Origin of the sequence: Blastococcus sp. TF02A-30, assembly GCF_003319185.1 — a bacterium.
Taxonomy (GTDB): domain Bacteria; phylum Actinomycetota; class Actinomycetes; order Mycobacteriales; family Geodermatophilaceae; genus Blastococcus.
The window spans coordinates 169,235-182,422 of sequence record NZ_QOHJ01000008.1 but is presented as its reverse complement, the minus strand read 5'-3'; the positions used below and the strand labels follow the sequence as shown (position 1 = coordinate 182,422).

At 76.0% G+C, this 13,188-nt stretch carries 12 protein-coding genes; 5 read left to right on the top strand and 7 right to left on the bottom strand.

What is annotated here, in order from left to right; genetic code table 11:
* Window positions 1-2: 2 nt before the first annotated feature.
* Complete coding sequence (locus DQ241_RS18200) at window positions 3-425, top strand: PPOX class F420-dependent oxidoreductase (RefSeq protein WP_113831616.1); 423 nt, start codon at window positions 3-5, stop codon at window positions 423-425.
* Here DQ241_RS18200 and DQ241_RS18195 read toward each other — a convergent pair.
* The 3 genes from DQ241_RS18195 to DQ241_RS18185 form a co-directional block, all read right to left on the bottom strand.
* Window positions 422-1,171 (bottom strand): VOC family protein, encoded by a 750-nt coding sequence (locus tag DQ241_RS18195; protein WP_113831615.1) that lies wholly within the window; start codon window positions 1,169-1,171, stop codon window positions 422-424. The genes DQ241_RS18200 and DQ241_RS18195 overlap by 4 nt on opposite strands.
* A 72-nt stretch (window positions 1,172-1,243) precedes the next feature.
* The gene (locus DQ241_RS18190; RefSeq protein ID WP_113831614.1) at window positions 1,244-1,900 is read right to left on the bottom strand and encodes a response regulator transcription factor; all 657 of its coding nucleotides are present in this window, start codon (window positions 1,898-1,900) and stop codon (window positions 1,244-1,246) included.
* Entirely contained in the window at window positions 1,888-3,159 is a 1,272-nt protein-coding gene (locus tag DQ241_RS18185; RefSeq protein ID WP_199584713.1) for a sensor histidine kinase, read from the bottom strand. Before DQ241_RS18185 ends, DQ241_RS18190 begins: the two co-directional genes overlap by 13 nt.
* Window positions 3,160-3,314: 155 nt before the next feature.
* Between DQ241_RS18185 and DQ241_RS21185 the strand changes: the two genes are divergently transcribed.
* The 3 genes from DQ241_RS21185 to DQ241_RS18175 are packed head-to-tail and all read left to right on the top strand — an operon-like array spanning window position 3,315 to window position 6,805.
* Window positions 3,315-3,533, top strand: coding sequence for a hypothetical protein (locus DQ241_RS21185; protein ID WP_233492541.1), 219 nt, complete (start codon window positions 3,315-3,317; stop codon window positions 3,531-3,533).
* A gap of 59 nt (window positions 3,534-3,592) precedes the next feature.
* Window positions 3,593-4,294 carry an ABC transporter ATP-binding protein gene (locus DQ241_RS18180; RefSeq protein ID WP_370444387.1) on the top strand — a complete coding sequence of 234 codons (702 nt, stop codon included), beginning with the start codon at window positions 3,593-3,595 and terminating at the stop codon, window positions 4,292-4,294.
* A 3-nt stretch (window positions 4,295-4,297) separates the two neighbouring features.
* Window positions 4,298-6,805, top strand: coding sequence for an FtsX-like permease family protein (locus tag DQ241_RS18175; protein ID WP_199584712.1), 2,508 nt, complete (start codon window positions 4,298-4,300; stop codon window positions 6,803-6,805).
* Window positions 6,806-6,824: 19 nt separating this feature from the next.
* Here DQ241_RS18175 and DQ241_RS18170 read toward each other — a convergent pair whose 3' ends face one another.
* Window positions 6,825-8,807, bottom strand: a complete 1,983-nt coding sequence (locus tag DQ241_RS18170) for a TPM domain-containing protein (protein ID WP_158545973.1) — start codon at window positions 8,805-8,807, stop codon at window positions 6,825-6,827.
* 108 nt (window positions 8,808-8,915) lie between these two features.
* Between DQ241_RS18170 and DQ241_RS18165 the strand changes: the two genes are divergently transcribed.
* A complete protein-coding gene (locus DQ241_RS18165) occupies window positions 8,916-9,290 on the top strand; it encodes a Rieske 2Fe-2S domain-containing protein (RefSeq protein ID WP_113831666.1) in 375 nt (124 codons plus the stop codon).
* 7 nt (window positions 9,291-9,297) lie between these two features.
* Here the strand turns inward: DQ241_RS18165 and DQ241_RS18160 are convergent, their stop codons facing one another.
* From DQ241_RS18160 to DQ241_RS18150, 3 genes are read right to left on the bottom strand one after another with little or no spacing between them, the layout of a single operon-like run.
* Window positions 9,298-10,995, bottom strand: a complete 1,698-nt coding sequence (locus DQ241_RS18160) for an ABC transporter ATP-binding protein (RefSeq protein WP_113831611.1) — start codon at window positions 10,993-10,995, stop codon at window positions 9,298-9,300.
* Complete coding sequence (locus tag DQ241_RS18155) at window positions 10,992-12,056, bottom strand: ABC transporter permease (protein WP_113831610.1); 1,065 nt, start codon at window positions 12,054-12,056, stop codon at window positions 10,992-10,994. The genes DQ241_RS18160 and DQ241_RS18155 overlap by 4 nt, the downstream gene beginning before the upstream one ends.
* 1 nt (window position 12,057) lies before the next feature.
* On the bottom strand, window positions 12,058-13,161 hold the full coding sequence (locus DQ241_RS18150) for an ABC transporter permease (protein WP_113831609.1): 1,104 nt from the start codon (window positions 13,159-13,161) through the stop codon (window positions 12,058-12,060).
* Window positions 13,162-13,188: the final 27 nt, after the last annotated feature.

Genomic DNA, 13,188 nt, shown 5'->3' with positions numbered 1-13,188 from the left:
CGATGACCCTGGACCTGCGCATGCTCGAGTTCGTCGCCGGCAACCGAGCCGGGGTGCTGGCCACCCTGAAGCGTGACGGCCGGCCGCAGCTGTCCAACGTCGGCTACGCCTGGGACGACGGGCTGATCCGGGTCTCGGTGACCGACGCCCGGGCGAAGACCGGCAACCTGCGCCGGGATCCGCGCGTCACGCTGCACGTGACCTCTCGCGACTTCTGGACGTGGGTGGCCGTCGAGGGCACCGCGGAGCTCACGCCCGTGGCCGCGGACCCGCACGACGCCACGGTCGAGGAGCTGGTCGCCTACTACCGCGGCGTCTCGGGCGAGCACCCGGACTGGGACGAGTACCGGGCGGCGATGGTCGCCGACCGGCGGCTGGTCGTCCGGTTCCGGCCCGAGCACGCCTACGGCCAGGTTCCCTCCTAGATCTGCATCACCGAGAACGCGGCGCCCCACGGATCCTCGACCACGGCGAACCGGCCGAACTCGGTGTCCTCGGCCGGGTGCAGCACCTTGCCGCCCTGGGCCTCGACGGCGGCGACCGTCTCGTCCGTGGAGCTCACCGCGAAGCAGACCGCCCAGCCGCTCGGCAGCCCGGGCTCGGTCCTCCCCAGCCCGCCCAGCGGACGGTCGTCGGTGCGGAACGTGGCGTAGGGCGCCATGCCCTCGACCGGGTCCCACGCGAAGCCGAAGACCGCCGTGTAGAACGCCTGCGCCGCGTCCGGGTCGGCGACCGCGGCCTCGTTCCAGACCAGCGCACCCGGCTCGTTGACCAGCTGGGCACCGGTGTGCTCGGCGGCCTGCCAGAGCCCGAACGCCGAGCCCTGCGGGTCGAGCGCGATGGCGAACGTGCCCGACGGCCCCACCTCCATGGGCTCCACGAGCACCGTGCCCCCCGCCTCCCGGATCCTGGTCGCGGTCGCCGCGGCGTCGTCGGTCGCGAAGTAGGTGGTCCAGGACGGCTGGTCGTCCTCGCCCATGAGCGGGCCGAGCCCGGCGACCCGCCGTCCGTCCTTCTCGGCGTTGGTGTAGCCGCCGAACTCCGGCTCGCCGCCGGACCACGTCCAGCCCAGCAGCCGGCCGTAGAACTCCTTCGTCGCCTCGATGTCGCGGGCCGCGTAGTCGATCCAGCACGGTGTCCCGGCCGGCCACGGGGTGTCTCGAGTGGGCATCGCTCCTCCTCTGATGTGTGGGCGAGGTCACGATGGCACCGGGGTCCGACGATTCCGAGCGGCTCCGTCGCGTCAGCGCCCGGGCACGGCGTCGAGGTACCGGAGGACCGCGCTGACCCGGCGGTCGGTGATGTCGGTGGGTGGCAGGTCGAGCTTCGCGAAGATGCTCCGGATGTGCTTGTGCACCGCGCCCTCGGTGACGAACAGCCGCCCGGCGATCGCCGTGTTGCCCAGGCCCTCGGCCATGAGCGCCAGGACCTCGCGCTCGCGGGCGCTCAGCCGGTCCAGCCCGGGATCGGGCCGGCTGCGGGCGAACAGCTGCGCGACGACGTCGGGGTCGATCGCGCTGCCGCCGTCGGCCACCCGGTGCAGCGCCTCGAGGAACTGCTCCACCCGGCCCACGCGCTCCTTGAGCAGGTAGCCCAGGGCGTGCGCGCCGTCGGCGAGCAGCTCTGTGGCGAAGGCCTGCTCGACGTAGGTCGAGAGCACCAGCACCGCCAGCCCGGGGTGCCGCCGGCGCGCCTCGACCGCGGCGACGATGCCCTCGTCGGTGTGCGTCGGCGGCATCCGGACGTCGACGATCGCCACGTCGGGCCGGGTCTCGTCCACGGCGGCCAGGAACTCCGCGGGGTTGCTCGCGGTGGCGACGACGTCCAGGGACTCGGCCCGCAGCAGCAGCGCCAGCCCCTCGCGCAGCAGGGCGTCGTCCTCGGCGATCACGATCCGCACGGCAGCTCCGCCTCCACCACGGTCGGCCCGCCGGCCGGGCTGGTCACCTGCAGCGTGCCGTCGTGCGCCTCCACCCGGCTGCGGATGCCGGCCAGCCCCGATCCGCTGCGCTCGTCGGCGCCTCCCCGGCCGTCGTCGGAGATCCGCACCCGCAGCCGCGCGCCCTCCCGGCGCACGTCCACGGCGGCGTTGCGCGCGCCGCTGTGCCGGGCCACGTTGGTCAGCGCCTCGGCCACGACGAAGTAGGCGGTGGCCTCGACGCTGGCCGGGCAGCGCACCGGCAGGTGGACGGCGACCGAGCACGGCACCGGGCACCCGGCGGCGAGCCCGTCGAGCGCCTCGGCGAGCCCGCGGTCGGCGAGCACCGGCGGCAGGATGCCGCGGACCACCCCGCGCAGCTCGGCCAGCGCCAGCTCGGCGGCGTCCTGCGCCCGCGCCAGCAGCTCCTCGCCCGCCGCGGGGTCGCGGACAAGCGACCGGCGCGCCGCGCCGAGCAGCACGGTGACCGCCACCAGCCGGTTCTGCGCGCCGTCGTGCAGCGAGCGCTCGATGCGGCGCAGCTCGGCGACGTGCGCGTCCAGCGCCGCCGCCCGGCTGGTGGTCAGCTGGGCCACCCGCAACGACAGGTCCGCTCCGGGCGGTGGGGCGAGCAGCCGGCGGGCGGCCGCGTCCAGCGCCCGCGCCAGGACCGGCGCGAGGCCCACGGTCAGCGCCGCCCAGCCCAGCCCCAGCAGGGCGACGGCGAGCTGGCCGGCGCCGGTGTCGACCGCCCACCACCACGGCCGGTCGTCGGCGAGGTCGGCGGGCAGCAGCGACCGCCAGAGCGGGTAGGTGACGTCGCGGACCGCGTAGATCGGCAGGCAGATGCCGAGCAGGCTCACCGCGAAGCCCGCCGTCGCGTGCGCGGCCAGCCAGCCCACGTCGCGGAGGACGGTGCGGTCGGTCAGCGCCGTGCGCAGCCCGTCGGGCACCGGGCCGGGCGAGGGCAGCTCGGCACCCCACCGGCCCAGCCGGGCCCGCTCGCGGTCGGCCAGCGCGCGCACGGCGCGCAGCGTGGCGGGGACCAGCAACAGCCCCACCCCCGCCAGGGACGCCGCGGCCACGGCCGCCACCCCGACCAGCAGGAGCAGGGCGAGCAGCGCCGTGCCGAGCGCCCCACCGAGCCGCTCGAGCGCCGCCAGCGTCCTCCGGGCGACGGAGTCGGGAGCCGGGCGCACGCCGGTGGCCCGGGCACGCCCCGGGGACGGCGGGATCGGCACGCCCCGACGCTAGGAGGCCACGGGCCCTGCGTCATCACCCGGGACGAGGAAGTACAGCCTGCTGTACCAGGGAAGACCTGCTGGCCGCATGGGCGATCGGGGTCGGCCGACGAAGGCTCGAGGAGCACCCGAACCCGATTCCCGAGGAGCTCCCCGTGCCCGATCCCCACCGCCTCGAGGCGGCCCCGCCCGCCGCACCCCTCGTGCCCGGCAGCCCGCTGCGGGCGCTGCTGTGGACCCTCCTGGCGCTGAGCGTCGCCGGCAACAGCCTGGCGTCCTTCGGCGTCCTCCCCGTCGCGCTGACCGTCGCCTTCGGCGCGGTCACGGCCGTGTGCGTGGCGGCGCTCGTCGTCGCGCACCTGCGCAGCCGGTGACCGCGGCACCCGCGGTCGCGCCGCTGCCGGCCGCTCCCGACGGGACCCCGGCCGTCCAGCTGGCCGGCGTCACCCGCGTCCACCCGCCGGACGTCCGAGCGCTGGACGGCGTCGACCTGGTCGTGCCGCGCGGCAGCTTCCTCGCCGTCATGGGGCCCTCCGGTTCCGGCAAGTCCACGCTGCTGCACTGCGCGGCCGGGCTGGACACCCCCACCAGCGGGCAGGTGCTGCTCGCCGGCCGGGAGATCGGCCGGCTGGACGAGACCCGCCGCACCGAGCTGCGCCGCGTGCACGTGGGCTTCGTCTTCCAGGCCTACAACCTGCTCCCCGCCCTGTCGGTGGCCGACAACGTGACCCTGCCGCTGCGGCTGGCCGGTCGCGCACCGGAGCCGGAGTGGGTCCGCTTCCTGCTCGACCGCGTCGGCCTGGGCGGCCACCTGGCCCGCCGGCCCGGCGAGCTGTCCGGCGGCCAGCAGCAGCGCGCCGCGATCGCCCGCGCGCTGGTGGCCCGCCCGGCCGTGGTCTTCGCCGACGAGCCCACCGGCGCGCTCGACCGGGCCAGCGCCGGGCAGGTGCTCGACCTGCTCCGCGAGCTCGTCGACGAGCTGGGCCAGACCGTCGTCATGGTCACCCACGACCCCGCGGCCGCGGCCCGCGCCGACCGTGCCCTCGTGATGGCCGACGGCCGGGTGGTCGACGCGCTCGACTCCCCCACCGCCGCGGTCCTGGGCGCGCGCCTCGTCGCGCTCGGGGAGGGCTGAGCCGTGCTCACCGGGCTCGCCGCGGGCATGGCCCGCCGCCGGCCGGCGTCGCTGGTCGCCGTCCTCTGCGCGGTGCTCGGGGGCAGCGCGATCGTCACCGGCACCGGTGTGCTGCTCGAGTCCGGGCTGCGCTCGGACGTGCCGGCCGGCCGGCTCGACGGCGCGTCGGTGATCGTGTCGGCCGACCAGACCGCCCCCGTCCCCGAGGACCTCGACGTCGGGTTGCCCGAGCGCCGTGCGGTGCCCGCCGACCTGGCCGCGGAGCTGGCCGGCCTGCCCGGGGTCACCGCCGCCGTGGCCGACGTCGGCTTCCCGGCCGCGGTGCTCGGTGACGACGGCGTCGCCCCGGCCGACGACCCGGCCACCAGCGGGCACGGCTGGTCCTCGACCGCGCTGCTCCCCGGGCCGCAGGTCGACGGCGCAGCGCCGCAGGGCGACGACGAGGTGGCGGTGGACGCGTCGCTCGCCGCCGCGGCGGGCCTGGACGTCGGGGACGTCGCCCGCGTCGTCGTCGACGGCCGGGAGGGCGGGTACCGCGTCACCGCGATCGTGCGCCCGGCCGGCGCCGGGGTGCTCTTCGACGACGCGCACGCGGCGGAGCTGGCCGGCCGGGTCGACCTCGTCGGCCTGACCACCGAGCCCGGCGCGACGGAGCGAGTGGCCGAGGCCGCCCGGGACGCGGTGGCCGGCACCGACCTCGTCATCTCCACCGGCGGCGACCGCGGCGACGTCGTCCTCCCGGGCGTGGCCGCTGCGCGCTCGACCCTGGTGGTCATCGCCGGCTCGCTGGCCGGGGTGCCGCTGCTGCTGGTCGGCTTCCTGGTCGCCGGTGCGCTGGGCGTCGCCATGACCGGGCAGCGGCCCGAGCTCGCCCTGCTGCGGGCGGTGGGTACCACCCCGCGGCAGCTGCGCCGGCTGGTCGCGCTGCAGGCGACGCTGGTCGCCGCCGTCGCCGTGGTGCCCGGCGTCGCGCTCGGCTACCTGCTCGCCGGCCGCTTCCGCGCGCTGCTCGTGCACATCGGCCTGCTCCCCGACGAGCTGCCGCTGACCACCTCACCGCTCCCGGCGCTCGGCGGGGTGCTGCTCATGCTGCTCGTGGTGCAGGTCGCCGCCCGGAGCTCGGCCTGGCGCACCTCGCGCGAGCCGGTCACCACGGTGCTCGGCGAGTCGCGCACCGGCCCCCGGGAGCCCTCCCGGATCCGCACCGCGGCCGGGCTGCTGCTGATGGCCGCCTCCGTGCCGCTGGCGGTCCCGCCGCTGCTGGTGCGAGACGCGCTCGGCGCGGCGGCCACCTCCATGGCCGGGCTGCTCGCCGCCATCGGCCTCGCCCTGGCCGGGCCGGCGCTGCTGCGCCGGGTCAGCGGCGGGCTGGCCGGCCGGCTGCCGGCCCGCAGCGGCGCGCCAGGCTGGCTGGCGGTGGCGAACCTGCACGGCTACGCCCTACGGTCGGCCGGGGCGATCACCACCCTGGCGATGGCCGTGGTCTTCGTCCTCACCTACGCGTACGCGCAGACGACGGTCGCCGACGCCGCGTCCCGCGACGGGGCGGAGACCGTCCTGGCCGGCACGACGATCGACGCGGGCGCGCTCGGCGGCGTCCCCGAGGGGCTGGCCGAGGAGGTCGCCGCCGTCCCCGGCGTGGACGCGGTGGTCCCGGCGGCCGACACGACCGTGCTGCTCACGGGCACCACGCTCGGCGACGCCGTCGTCGAGCCCGCCGGTGCGCTGGTGGTCTCCGGCGACGTGTCGTCGGTGCTCGACCTCGACGTGCGGGCCGGCGGCGTGGACCGGTTCGAGGGGCCGGTCGTCGCGATCGGGCACGACCTGGCGCGGTCGCAGGACGCCGGCGCCGGCGACGACGTGGCGCTGACCCTGGGCGACGGCACCCCGGTGCAGGCACGGGTGGCCGCCGTCTACGACCGCGAGCTCGGCGTCGGGCCGGTCGTCCTCTCCGCCGACCTGGTGGAGGGCCACCGGACGACCGACCTGGCGCAGCGCCTGCTGGTGCGGACCGACGGCAGCGCGGCGACGCAGAACCGCCTCGCCGGACTGGCTGCGTCCTGGCCCGGGATCGCGGTGCTCGGTGCCGACGGCGGACCCGACAGCAGCACCCCGCCGGAGGTGTGGCTCAACGTGGCGGTGCTGGTCGTGCTGCTCGGCTACGTGCTGATGGGCATCGCGAACGCCCTGGTGGCGTCCACCGCGCAGCGCCGGGCGGAGTTCGCCGCGCTGCGCCTGGTCGGGACGACACCCCGCCAGGTCCGGTCGGTGGTGCGCCGTGAGGCGGCGCTGGTGTCGGCCGCGGCGGTGCTCGCGGGGGTCCTGCTGTCCGCCGTGCCGCTGGTCCTGGTCGGGTTGGGGTTCACCGGACGGCCGTGGCCGGCGGGCCCGTGGTGGCTGCTGCCGGCCACCGCCGCGGTCGTGGTGGTCATCGCCTTCGCCAGCACCGAGGTGCCCGCCCGGCTGGCGCTGCGCACGCCGCCGGCCGAGGTGCTGGCGCGGGCGACGTGAGGCCCGGGGGGCGGTCGGGTCAGAACCGGCCGCCCCCGAAGCCACCGCCGCCGCCGCCTCCACCGCCGGAGCCGCCGAAGCCGCCGCCGCCCCAGCCGCCGCGCATCCCACCGGCGAGGATCCCGCCGAGGACGAGGCTGCCGAGGTCGACCCCGCCGCGGCGGTAGCCGCCGCCGTACCCGCCGCCGAAGCCGCCGGGCCCGTACCCGCCGGGCCCGTAGCCGCCGCCCCAGCCGGAGACGTCGCGCTGCGCCAGCTCCAGCGCCAGCCGGGCCAAGGAGATCGCGCGGTGCGCGTCGGCGAGCGCCGCCGTCGGGTCGTCGCCGCCCCGCTCGACCGCGACGTCGAGGTGCCGCTGCGCCTCGGCCAGCCGGGTGCGGGCCTCCGGTCCGACGGCGCCGCGTCGGGTGGCGATGAAGTCGCGGGCCGATCCGATCGTCGAGCGGGCGGTCATCAGCGCCTGGTCCAGGGCCGCGGCCGCCCGGCGGCGCTGCTCGTCGGCGTCGCGGGCCACCGACAGCGCCTGCTCCAGGGCGATGTCGGCCTCCTCCAGCTGGCGCAGCGCGGCCAGCGGGTCCGGGCGGGGCCCGGCGAGCGCGGCGTCCGCGGCGGTCAGTGCCTGCTCGGCGCGGGCGATCTGCGGCGGCAGCCCGCCGCGGTTGCCGGAGGCCACGAACGCGCGCGCCTCGGCCAGGTCGCGCTCGGTCTCGGCGCGCACGGCGGCCACCCGGCCGGTCGCCTCCTGCAGGTCGGTGGCCAGCCGGCCGACGGCGTCGAGCAGCGTGGTCGTCGAGGCGACGGCGTCCTCCGCGGCGCGCACGTCGCCGACGGCGTCGCCGTTGCGGCCCGCGCCGAGGGCGTCCAGCGCCTCGTTGACCTCGGCCTCGGCGGCAGCCAGCCGGGCGCGGGCCTCGGTGACGTTGTCGCGCACCGGCGCCACCGCGGTGTCGGCGAAGCGCTCGGCGAGCGCAGCCAGCTGCTGCTCCTCGCGCGGGATCCGGTCGCGCAGCTCGGCGATCCGGGGCGCCAGGGCCTCGAGCACCTGCGGCGCGTTGCGCTCGAGGTCGCGCAGCCGGGCGAACGCCTCGGCCTGCTCGTCGAGCCGGGTGTCGGCGGCCCGGGTGAGCTCGAGCATCTCGGCCAGCATCCGCCGGGTGGTCGGCTCGTCCTCCGGGATGTCGTCGTCGAGCTGCTGGCGCAGCTGGAAGGCCCGGTTGAGCTCGTCGCGGGAGGCCGCCAGCGCCTGGTCGAAGCCGGTGACCGCGTCGGCGCCGTACTGGGCGCGGGCGTAGTCGAGGTCGAGCTGGGAGCTGGTGACCGCCTCGTCCAGCGCGAGCAGCGCCTCGCTGGCCTTGCCCTGCAGCTCCTCGGTCGAGGTGCCGGCGTAGGGGTCGGGCCGCTCCAGCCGCTGGACCGGCGGCGCGGCCTCGCGCTTGCGGCGGCGGCTCCGGGAGACCAGGTACGCGCCACCGCCGACGACGGCGATCGCGCCGACGACCAGCAGCGCGCCCCCGCCGCCGTCACCCCCGTCGCCCGGGGCCTCGCCGGTGCGCACGATGTCGGCGAAGGCGACGGCGCCCGCACCCCAGTTGCCCTCGGCGAACTCCGGCTCGACGGCCTGGCCGGCCAGGGTCTCGGCCTCGGCCTGGGTGACGTCGGCGCCGTCCGGGACGAAGAACCGGTAGTCGCGCTCCTCGACGGCGACGGCGAGCAGCGCGTCGTTGCCGCCCAGCTCGGAGAGGGTGTACGTGTCCCGGATCCACTCGTCGGCGGTGCCGGGGTCGAAGGTCTCGACAAAGGTGACGAACAGCTGGATGCCGTCCTCGGTCTGCAGCTCCTGCAGCGCATCCTCGACCTGCGACTCCTCGCCGCCGTCGAGCACCCCGGCCTCGTCCGCGATCTGGTCGGGCAGCCGGAACGGCTCCTCGGCCAGGGCCGGAGCCGCGGTCAGGCCCAGCAGGGCGGATGCCCCCAGGACCACGAACAGCCGGCGCACGGCCACCTCCGGGAGCAGATCGGTACGGGGATCCGACAGTACCGACGCGGGCAGGCGTCCGGCCCGGCCGCTGTGGGTAAGCGGCGGCCGACCACCCCACCACGAGGAGCGCCCGTGACCGAGCCCGACCGGATCCCCGCCGCCGACCTGCCGCCGGGGACGGTGCGCCGCGTCGGCGACTGGGCGGTGGGCAACCGCGGCCCCGGCCCGGACGGGCGCGACCGCTACTTCGCCGTCTCCCGGCTGTGCCGGCACCAGCTCGCCGACCTGTCGCAGGGCACGGTCGACGACGACGGCTGCCTGGTCTGCCCCTGGCACCAGAGCCGCTACGACGTGCGCACCGGCGAGATGGTCGAGGGGCCGCGCGGCTTCCTCGGCTACCACGGGCCGACGCCGGGCTACACCGAGCTCGTCGCCGCGGCCGGGAGGATCGCCAGGCTGCGGGTCCGCCGGGCCGTGCGCCGCGGCGACGACGTCGTCCTCGAGTAGGGGCGGGCTACGAGCGGAGGCGGTTCCACTCGGTGCGGCGGAGGGCCTGGGCGTCGGGGTCCGGCACGGGCAGCGAGGCCAGCAGCCGCTGCGTGTAGGGGTGCTGCGGCGCGCCGAGCACCTGCTCCCCCGTGCCCTCCTCGACCAGCTCGCCCTTGTAGAGCACCGCGATCCGGTCGGCCAGCAGATCGACGACGGCGAGGTCGTGGCTGATGAACAGGCAGGCGAATCCCAGCTCGCGCTGCAGCTCGTCGAACAGCTCCAGCACCCGCTTCTGCACCGAGACGTCGAGCGCCGAGGTGGGCTCGTCGGCGATCAGCAGCTCGGGGTCCAGCGCGATCGCGCGGGCGAGGCTGGCCCGCTGCCGCTGACCGCCGGAGAGCTCGTGCGGGAAGCGGTCGCCGAAGCTCTTCGGCAGCTGCACCGCCTCGAGCAGCTCGTCGACCCGGCCGCGGGCCTCGTGCGGGTTCTTCGCCCGCCCGTGCACGACCAGCGGCTCGGCGACGGCGTCGGCGATGGTGAGCAGCGGGTTGAAGCTGGACGCCGGGTCCTGGAAGACGAACCCGATCCGCTCGCGGACCGGCCGGAACCGGCGCTCCTTGACCCCGTTCATCTCCACGCCGTGCACCTGCAGCGAGCCGCCGGTGACCTTGGTCAGCCCGGCGATCGCCCGGCCGATCGTGGTCTTGCCGCTGCCGCTCTCGCCGACCAGGCCCAGCACCTCGCCGGGGCGGATGCTGAACGAGACGCCCTTCACGGCGACGAAGTCCGGCTGGCGCAGCCGCCCCGGGTAGACGATCCGCAGGTCGCGGGCCTCCACCACCGGGGTCGCCGCGGCCCAGCCGGCCGGCCGGGCGGCGGCCCGCTCGGCGGTGCGGGCACGGCCCTCGCCGAGCCGCGGCACCGAGCCCAGCAGCTGCCGCGTGTACTCGTCCTGCGGGGCGGAGAACAGCGTGCGGACGTCGGCCTGCTCCACGATCCGGCCCTGGTACATGACCGCGACCCGGTCGGCGAGGTCGGCGACGACGCCCATGTTGTGCGTGATCAGCACGATCGCGGCGCCGAACTCGTCGCGGCAGCGGCGCAGCAGGTCGAGGATCTCGGCCTGGACGGTGACGTCGAGCGCCGTCGTCGGCTCGTCGGCGATGATCACGCCGGGGTCGAGCGCCAGCGCCTGGGCGATGACGATGCGCTGCTTCTGGCCGCCGGAGAACTGGTGCGGGTAGTGGTCGACGCGCACCTCGGGGTCGGGGATGCCGACCCGGCGCAGCACGTCGACCGCCTTGGCCCGCGCCTCCTTCTTGGAAAGACCGCCGTGGGCGCGCAGCCCCTCGGCGATCTGCCAGCCCACCGGGAACACCGGGTTCAGGGCGGTGGAGGGCTCCTGGAACACCATGGCGGCGTCGCGGCCGCGCACCTGGCCCAGGTCGCGGCGGGAGAGCGTGACGACGTCGGAGGTGCTGCCGCCGTCCTTGCTGGTCAGCATGATCGCGCCGCGGGTCAGCGCGGTCTCGGGCAGCAGCCCCAGGATGCTGCGGGCGGTGACGGTCTTGCCGCTGCCGCTCTCCCCCACGATCGCCAGCACCTCGCCGGCGGTCACGGCCAGGCTGACGTCCTGGACGGCGGCGACGTCGCCGGCGTCGGTGGCGAAGGTGACCGACAGGTTCTCGATGTCGACGACGTCACGGGCGGGGGTGGTGGTCACAGCTCGGACCCCTTCTGGTCCACGTACAGGGTGTCCGCGGCGTAGGCGCCCGGCATCACCGAGGTCTCGGCGACGTCGGCGGGCGTGGCCGGGCCGCGCCGCCGGGTGCGCAGCCGCGGGTCGGCCAGGTCGTTGAGGCTCTCGCCGACCAGGGTCAGCCCGAGGACGACGAGCACGATGGCCAGGCCGGGGAACAGCGAGGTCCACCAGATGCCGCTGGTCACGTCGGACAGCGACTTCTGCAGGTCGTAGCCCCACTCGGCGGCCGCCGTCGGCTCGATGCCGAAGCCCAGGAAGCCCAGTCCGGCCAGCGTGAGGATCGCCTCGGAGGCGTTGAGCGTGAGGATCAGCGGCAGGGTCCGGGTGGCGTTGCGGAAGACGTGCCGCGACATGATCCGCCAGTGCGAGGCGCCGATGACGCGGGCGGACTCGACGTAGGCCTCGGCCTTGATCCGCACCGTCTCCGCCCGCACCACCCGTAGGTACTGCGGCACGAAGACGACGGTGATCGAGATGGCCGCGGCCATGATGCCGCCGCGCAGGCTGGACTCACCGCCGTTGAGCACGATGCCGACGACGATCGCCAGCAGCAGCGACGGGAAGGCGTAGATGGCGTCGGCCACCACGACGAGGACCCGGTCCAGCCAGCCGCCGAAGTACCCGGCGACCAGGCCGAGCAGCACGCCGATGACGATCGACATGAGCACCGCGGCCACGATGACCAGCAGCGCGGTGCGCGTGCCCCAGATGACGCGGGAGAACACGTCGTAGCCGCCGACCGTCGTCCCGAGCCAGTGCGCCGACGACGGCTCCTGCTGGGCGCCGAAGGGGCCGGACGGGTCGCGCAGCTGGTTGTACTCGTAGGGCGCCAGCAGCGGCGCGAAGATCGCGGTCAGCAGGAAGATCCCGGTGAGCACCAGACCGGCGACGAGCATGCCGCGCTGGAGCCCGACGCTCTGCCGCAGCTGGCGGACCACCGGGAGGCCGCGCCACCCGCGGGGCCGGCGGCCGGCGGCGGGGACGTCGGCCGCCGTCTCGACGGTGCTGGCAGCGGTGGCCATCTCAGTACCTCACCCGGGGGTCGATGAGCGCGGCGATGACGTCGACGACGAAGTTGACGATCGCCACGATGACGGCGGCCAGGACGACGATGCCCTGGACGGCGACGAAGTCGCGGGCCTGCAGGTACTCGACCAGCTGGAAGCCCAGGCCCTTCCACTCGAAGGTGGTCTCGGTGAGCACGGCGCCGCCGAGCAGCAGCGCGATCTGCAGGCCGATGACGGTGACGATCGGGATGAGCGCCGGCCGGTAGGCGTGCTTGCGCAGCAGCCGCCGCTCGCTGACCCCCCGGGACCGGGCGGCCTCCACATAACCGCTGCCGAGGGTGCCGATGACGTTGGTGCGCACCAGCCGGAGGAAGACGCCGGCGGTGAGCAGGCCCAGCGCGATGGCCGGGAGGACGGCGTGCTCCAGCACGTCCTGGATCACCTCGCCGTCGCCGAGCCTGATCGCGTCGATCAGGTAGATGCCGGTGCGGCCCTCGAGCGACTGGAGCTGGATCTCCGCGCCGGTGGAGGCCCGGCCGGCGACGGGCAGCCAGCCGAGGTTCACCGCGAACACCAGCTTGAGCAGCAGACCCGCGAAGAAGACGGGGGTGGCGTAGCAGAGGATCGCGAACACGCGGAGGACGGCGTCGGGCCAGCGGTCGCGCAGGTAGGCGGCGAGCCGGCCGAGCGGGATGCCGACGACGAAGGCGACGATCAGCGAGTAGAAGGCCAGCTCGAGGGTGGCCGCGCCGAACGTGGTCAGCATGTCGGTGACCTCGCGGCCGTCGCTGATCGCCGTCCCGAAGTCGCCCCGCACGATCTGCGTGAGGTACTCCCAGTACTGGACCAGGATCGGCCGGTCGTAGCCGGCCTCGGCGATCCGCCGGGCCAGCTCCTCGGCCGGCAGCCGGCCGCCCTGCGCGGCGGTGATCGGGTCACCGGTCAGGCGCATGAGCACGAAGACCGTCGTCACCAGGATGAAGACGGTGGGGAAGATCAGCAGGAACCTGATCAGCAGGTAGCTGCCCAGCCCACCGCCGCTGCGGCGCCGCGACGCCGCAGCGGGTGCGGCGTCCGGGGCGGCCCCGCCGCCGGTGAGCTCGGTGGTGGTCGTGGTCATCGCTCCCACTCGTCGAACTGGTGCCTG

Coding starts and splice junctions, on each gene's coding strand:
- DQ241_RS18200 (WP_113831616.1), top strand. CDS start 3: ATGACCCTGGACCTGCGCATGCTCGAGTTCGTCGCCGGCAACCGAGCC.
- DQ241_RS18195 (WP_113831615.1), bottom strand. CDS start 1,171: ATGCCCACTCGAGACACCCCGTGGCCGGCCGGGACACCGTGCTGGATC.
- DQ241_RS18155 (WP_113831610.1), bottom strand. CDS start 12,056: ATGGCCACCGCTGCCAGCACCGTCGAGACGGCGGCCGACGTCCCCGCC.
- DQ241_RS18150 (WP_113831609.1), bottom strand. CDS start 13,161: ATGACCACGACCACCACCGAGCTCACCGGCGGCGGGGCCGCCCCGGAC.